Source organism: Achromobacter sp. (assembly GCF_036567245.1).
Lineage (GTDB): Bacteria > Pseudomonadota > Gammaproteobacteria > Burkholderiales > Burkholderiaceae_B > Achromobacter.
The window spans coordinates 1-2,275 of the sequence record NZ_DATCUY010000511.1; the positions used below are offsets into that span (position 1 = coordinate 1).

Genomic DNA, 2,275 nt, shown 5'->3' on the forward strand with positions numbered 1-2,275 from the left:
GTCCAGGTTGAGGTCGAGGATGGCGACGTGGCCGCCCGCCTGCACCACGCGCCTGCACACCGCCGCGCCGATGCCGCTGGCGCCGCCGGTGACGATGACCGACAGGGTCGGGTCTGTTGCGGAATGGTCCATTCATCTTCCCCAGCGCGCCTTCAGGCGCTGTTCGAACAGGCGCAGGGCAAGGTCGATGCAAATGCCGACGATGCCGATGGCGATCATGCCGGCCATGACGATATTGGTGGCGACGTTGAGCTGCCCCTGCACCATCATGTAGCCGATGCCGTTGCCCACCACGATCAGTTCCGCGCCCACCAGCGACTGCCAGCCTATGCCGGCGCTGACGCGCAGGCCGGCCAGGATGGATGGCAGCGAGGCCGGCAGCAGCACTTCGGCGACGATGCGCGGGCCGCTCGCGCCCAGGGTGCGCGAGGCTTCGAGCAGGCGCGTGTCGACGAACTTGGCGCCGCGGTAGGCGCTGATCAGGCAGGGCGGGAAGGCGCCCGCGAAGATGATCAGGGTGGGGCCGCCGATGCCGGTGCCGAACCACAGGCCGGCGAAGGGCACCCAGGCGATCGGCGCGACGAAACGCAGCGCATCGAAGAACGGGCTGACCACGTCGTCCAGCCAGCGGTACCAGCCCATCAGCAGGCCCAGCGGAATGCCCACCGCCGCGGCCAGCAGGAAGCCGCAGGCGAAGCGGTAGAGGCTGGCGCCCAGGTGCGTCCAGAGCGTGGCGCCGGAGTAGGGCTCGCTGCTGTACTGCACGATGGTCCGCAATACGGTCAGCGGGCCAGGCAGGTAGTTGGGCGGAAAGACCCCGGCCATGCTCAACAGGTGCCAGGCCATGAAGAATCCGGCCAGCCCCAGGCACGACAGGCCGAAGGTGAAGGCGGACGAGTCGCCCGAGGCGCGTGTCAGCGTAGCCATGGCAATGCCCTCTTTTCGATCCATTCCAGTCCGCGGGTCATCACAGCGCCCAGCAGGCCTACCCAGATCATGGCGTAGAGGATCATGCCGGGCCGGATGTCCAGCGCCGCGGTGTCCAGCACCTTGCCCAGGCCGATGAAGGCGCCGATGAGTTCCGCCGCCACCAGGGTCATCCACGCGGTCTGCAGCGACAGGCGCAGGCCGGTGAAGATCATGGGCATGGAACCGGGGATCAGCACCTCGCGCAGCATGCGCAGCGGATTGCCCGCGCCATGCACGCGCGCGGCTTCGATCAGCGTGGGATCGATATTGCGCACGCCGGCATAGGTGTTGATGACGGCAGGCGTGAACGAGGACACCCAGATCAGGAAGATCTTCGCCGGGTCGCCCAGCCCCAGCCACAGGATGGCCAGCGGAATCCAGGCCAGCGGCGGAATCGGGCGCAGCAAAGAGAATACCGGCCCGACCAGGGCATCGATGCGCTTGCTGAATCCCATCAGCAGGCCCAGCGGCACGCCGGTGCCGATGGCGACCAGAAAGCCCAGGAACACCAGCCGCAGGCTGTGGCCGATGTGCTGGAACAGCGTGCCGCCGGCGTAGCCGGAGTCGCGCGACAGCTGCACGGCGGCCTGCCAGGTCGTCAGCGGCGTGGGGAAGCGCGCGCCGTTGACCAGGCCCAGCGCCGACACGATCCACCAGGCGGCGAAGGCAATGGCGACGGCGGCCACGCCCACGGTAATTCTGCGGCGCGAGGCGCGCGGCCGCCGCGCGGGCAGGGTGGCGATGTGTTCACTCATGGCCGGACCTCGCGGCGTCGCGCTCCAGATGGGCCACGTCTTCGAGCAGCAGCAGCATGGCGGTGCAGTCTTGCTCCTGCCGGCCCCAGGACTTGGCCAGCGCGAACATCTCACGGGCGTAGCCGCCCAGGCCCAGCGGCGCGCCCACCGAGGCGGCCAGGTTCATGGCCAGGTTGATGTCCTTGTAGCCCATGCGCATGGGGAAGTCGGGACTGATGTCGCCCGCCAGCACCTTGCCGGGGAAATTGGTCAGGAGCTGTCCGCGCCCGGCGGTGGTGTTGGATAGCACCTTGACGACGGTGGCGCGGTCCAGTCCGAGCTTGGCGGCGAACATCAACGCTTCGCCGGTCAGCACCATGCCGACCATGGACATGTAGTTGTTGACCAGCTTGAGCCGGATGCCCGAACCGAAAGGACCCACGTGCACGATCTCGTCGGCCATGGCGGCGAAGACGGGCGCGGCCTGGTCGAAGTCGGCCTGCGCGCCGCCGGCCATGATCAGCGCCTTGCCCTGCGCCGCCTCGCGCGGCGTGCGTCCCACGGGGGCGTCG

At 68.7% G+C, this 2,275-nt stretch carries 4 protein-coding genes; all 4 read right to left on the minus strand.

The annotated features are described in order from the left end of the window. Window positions 1-132: SDR family NAD(P)-dependent oxidoreductase (locus VIR09_RS21570; RefSeq protein WP_332014710.1), on the minus strand; the 132-nt coding region annotated here is incomplete at its 3' end. After that, the gene (locus VIR09_RS21575; RefSeq protein WP_332014707.1) at window positions 133-927 is read right to left on the minus strand and encodes an ABC transporter permease; all 795 of its coding nucleotides are present in this window, start codon (window positions 925-927) and stop codon (window positions 133-135) included. Further along, window positions 915-1,724: an ABC transporter permease gene (locus VIR09_RS21580; RefSeq protein ID WP_332014708.1), complete on the minus strand. Its 810-nt coding sequence runs from the start codon at window positions 1,722-1,724 to the stop codon at window positions 915-917. The genes VIR09_RS21575 and VIR09_RS21580 overlap by 13 nt, the downstream gene beginning before the upstream one ends. Continuing rightward, the coding region (locus VIR09_RS21585) for an NAD(P)-dependent oxidoreductase (RefSeq protein WP_332014709.1) at window positions 1,717-2,275 on the minus strand (559 nt) is incomplete at its 5' end. The genes VIR09_RS21580 and VIR09_RS21585, both read right to left, overlap by 8 nt.

Bases quoted from the DNA above. Each gene is read 5' to 3' on its own strand.
- VIR09_RS21580 (WP_332014708.1), bottom strand. From the start codon at position 1,724: ATGAGTGAACACATCGCCACCCTGCCCGCGCGGCGGCCGCGCGCCTCG.
- VIR09_RS21575 (WP_332014707.1), bottom strand. From the start codon at position 927: ATGGCTACGCTGACACGCGCCTCGGGCGACTCGTCCGCCTTCACCTTC.